This is a genomic window from Phycisphaerae bacterium, from assembly GCA_012729815.1.
Taxonomy (GTDB): Bacteria; Planctomycetota; Phycisphaerae; order JAAYCJ01; family JAAYCJ01; genus JAAYCJ01.
Genome location: JAAYCJ010000232.1, coordinates 1 through 2,750 on the forward strand (window position 1 = coordinate 1; position 2,750 = coordinate 2,750).

2 protein-coding genes are annotated in these 2,750 nt (G+C 63.2%); one reads left to right on the forward strand and one right to left on the reverse strand.

All coding sequences use genetic code 11. The annotated features are described in order from the left end of the window. The coding region (locus tag GXY33_15225; GenBank protein ID NLX06489.1) for a sigma-70 family RNA polymerase sigma factor at positions 1-571 on the reverse strand (571 nt) is incomplete at its 3' end. Between the two features lie 237 nt (positions 572-808). Here GXY33_15225 and GXY33_15230 point away from each other — a divergent pair. After that, on the forward strand, positions 809-2,750 hold a 1,942-nt coding region (locus GXY33_15230), incomplete at its 3' end, for a hypothetical protein (GenBank protein ID NLX06490.1).

Here is a 2,750-nt window from a genome sequence, read left to right on the forward strand (position 1 = left end):
CGTTGTCTTTGATCGTCTTTTCCACCATCGTCATCATCCTTTCCTTCAGTTGCACCCTTGCCGCGTGAAGACGGTTGTTCACTGTGGTCACCGGCACTTCCAGAAAATCCGCGATCTCCTTCTGCGAATAACCGTTGATGTAGAACAGCGTGACCGCCGTCCGCTGCGACTCCGGCAGCGCGCGGACCGCCGCCAGCACCCGCTCGCCCAGTTCTTTCCCCTCAGCCGCCTTCGATGGTCCCAGTTCGCCGGAAGCCACGACCTCCGCCGCTTCCAGACCCACCGTCGACACCGATTTGCCCCGGATAAACCGATGGCTGCTACTCAGCACGATCCGCCGCAGCCACCCGGCGAACCGCGCCGGCTCGCGAAGCTGCTCCAACCGGCGGTACGCCTCCACGAACGCCTCCTGGGCTGCGTCCTGAGCCAGATGGAAATCGCCCAGCACCGCATACGCATACCCACAGGCCATGTTTTGGAACCGTCGGACCAGTTCGGCGAACGCCGCCAGCTCGCCACGACGCGCCCGCTCCACCAGTCCAGCTATCTTGTCCTGCAATTCATCATTCATTCCGCACATCCAGTACCCACCTCACCAACAAGAGCCAACCCACCGGCCGGTCCTTTGTCAAGAACAGCGTTTTCCTGGAATAAATGGGCTCGGAGAGATGTTCTGGACCCCAAGGGGCTTAACTCTCACTTATCTCCAATGCCCATCGCTTGGACACAGGTATTGACACCCGCGTCCCGAACGTGATATACTGGCTCTTCAACGCTATCCGGGCCCTTTCTGGCGGAAGTAGCGGGCATGAAGGCAGCAAAGGCGCTGGTGTGTCTCTTCATCGCGGTTTCCGTTGGCTTTTCCGTGAGTTCGTTCCTGTTTGTGGGCGGGTGCGGCGGAGACCCGACGGACCCGACGCCGACTCCCACGCCGAGCGCCAGTCCCACCCCCACCCCCAGCGACGCCCTGTTCCTGCCGCAGGCCGATCAGGAGGTCCTGGAGGATGCCGCTGATTCCTACCTGGCGAACCGCGAGACGCAGTCGGCGGACGCGGCGTTCGCCGCGATGGTGAGCGACCTGAAGGCCTGCGAAGGCGTGGCCAAGGCCGAGCCGACGGTCGACGGTCAGACGGTGTGGGTTGAATTCGACGACGGCCAGATCGCCGCCGTTGGCATTGCCGGACGGTTCGGGCCTGCGCCGACGTACGATGCGTCGCAAATGCTGGCGAAACTGGACGGCGGGGCAAGCGCCGCGAAAGTGGTCGGTCCGGGCGACGCGGCGGCGAAGATCGCGTCGTCGGCGAAGATCGGCCCCGCCGATTCCCCGAAGACGCCGGGGTCCCGGAAGGTCCTTCTTCTCAGTTCGGCCAGCGAGGAGTTCGCGGGGTTGGACGTGGAGTTGTTCCAGCACGTCCGCGATGACCTGGTCGAGAACTACGGCTGGGACCCGTCGGATGTTGTGATCAAGAGCAACCTCGCGGCCGACGAGTACGGCACGCTGATCTTCAACGACTTCCTCCAACTCGCCGACTACGGCGTGATCACGATCTGTGCCCACGGGCGCTTGTCCCACCCTCCGGAGGAATCCTTCTTCGTCCAGGTCACGGCGGAGAAGCCGTACCGGAGCAAGTACCCTCGCATCGGCCATCCCGACGAGCCGTTCCACGTCGGCGACGAATGGAAGAAAGAAAGGGTGTTGAGCAAACTGTGCATCGACCCCTTCAAGACGAAGATGCGATGGTACCTCTACATGCGCGACGATCTGTGGGTGGAGCATCTCGCCACGCTGCCGGAGAGCATCGTGTATCTGTGCATCCCGGAAAGCAAGTTCGTGTTGAGCGATTTCGGTTCGCTGCATGCGGGACATGCGATCGTCTGGGATGGGACGCCGGCTTCGGTGAATCCCTGTCTGAATCCCGTTCTGCTTCCGGAGATCATGGCCGGTGACAATGCCCCGGCGGTTGAGGCCTGGGAGACCCTTATGGCCGGTTCGACCGCGTTCGGTTCGGCGACGGTGAGTCTGGAACTGACGGGTCCGGGTGCGGTCAAGTACTACCTGCCGACGTGGGCGGACGTCGGGACGTACGGCTGCCCGAGCACGACGGCGACGGTCAAAGTGGAGGTGTCGTACACGAACCCGGACGTTCCGCTGCCCGACCCGGCGGTGGTCCAGGACCTTCCGCACGTCGGGAAGGAGTTCGTGGACTTGTATCCCGGCGAGGAGATCACTTTCAAGGCCGCCGCCCTCGACGCCGGCGGGAATGTGCTTGCCGAGAAGGAGAGGAAGGTCACGCTCCACAGCGGCGCCAACGTCGTGAGAATCCGCTTCGCGGAATACGGGATCATCCTGCGCGCCGATCCCGACGAGATCGACGCCGACGGTGTGGACGCGTCGACCCTCACCGCGACCCTCAAGAAATTCACGGATACGGATGAGCTCATCCCCACCGGCGATCCGGTGCCGGGCAAGTCCGTTTCCTTCGGAAAGACCGCCGGCGAGTTCGTCGGACCCAATCCCGTCGATAGCGACGCCGGCGGCGTTGCCTCCGTGCAGTTCGTCGGCGACACCAGCATTGTGGCTCAGGTTAAGGCTGTGGTGTTCGCCGACTCCGTCGAATCCGACCCGGTCAACGTCGTCTGCGGCGATCCCGAGTACAACGTCGTCGTCCAAGCCGATCCGCCCGTCGTCGTCTTCGACTATGGCGACACCGCCGAGATCGTCTTTACCGCCACCGCCCGCTACTGTTTGA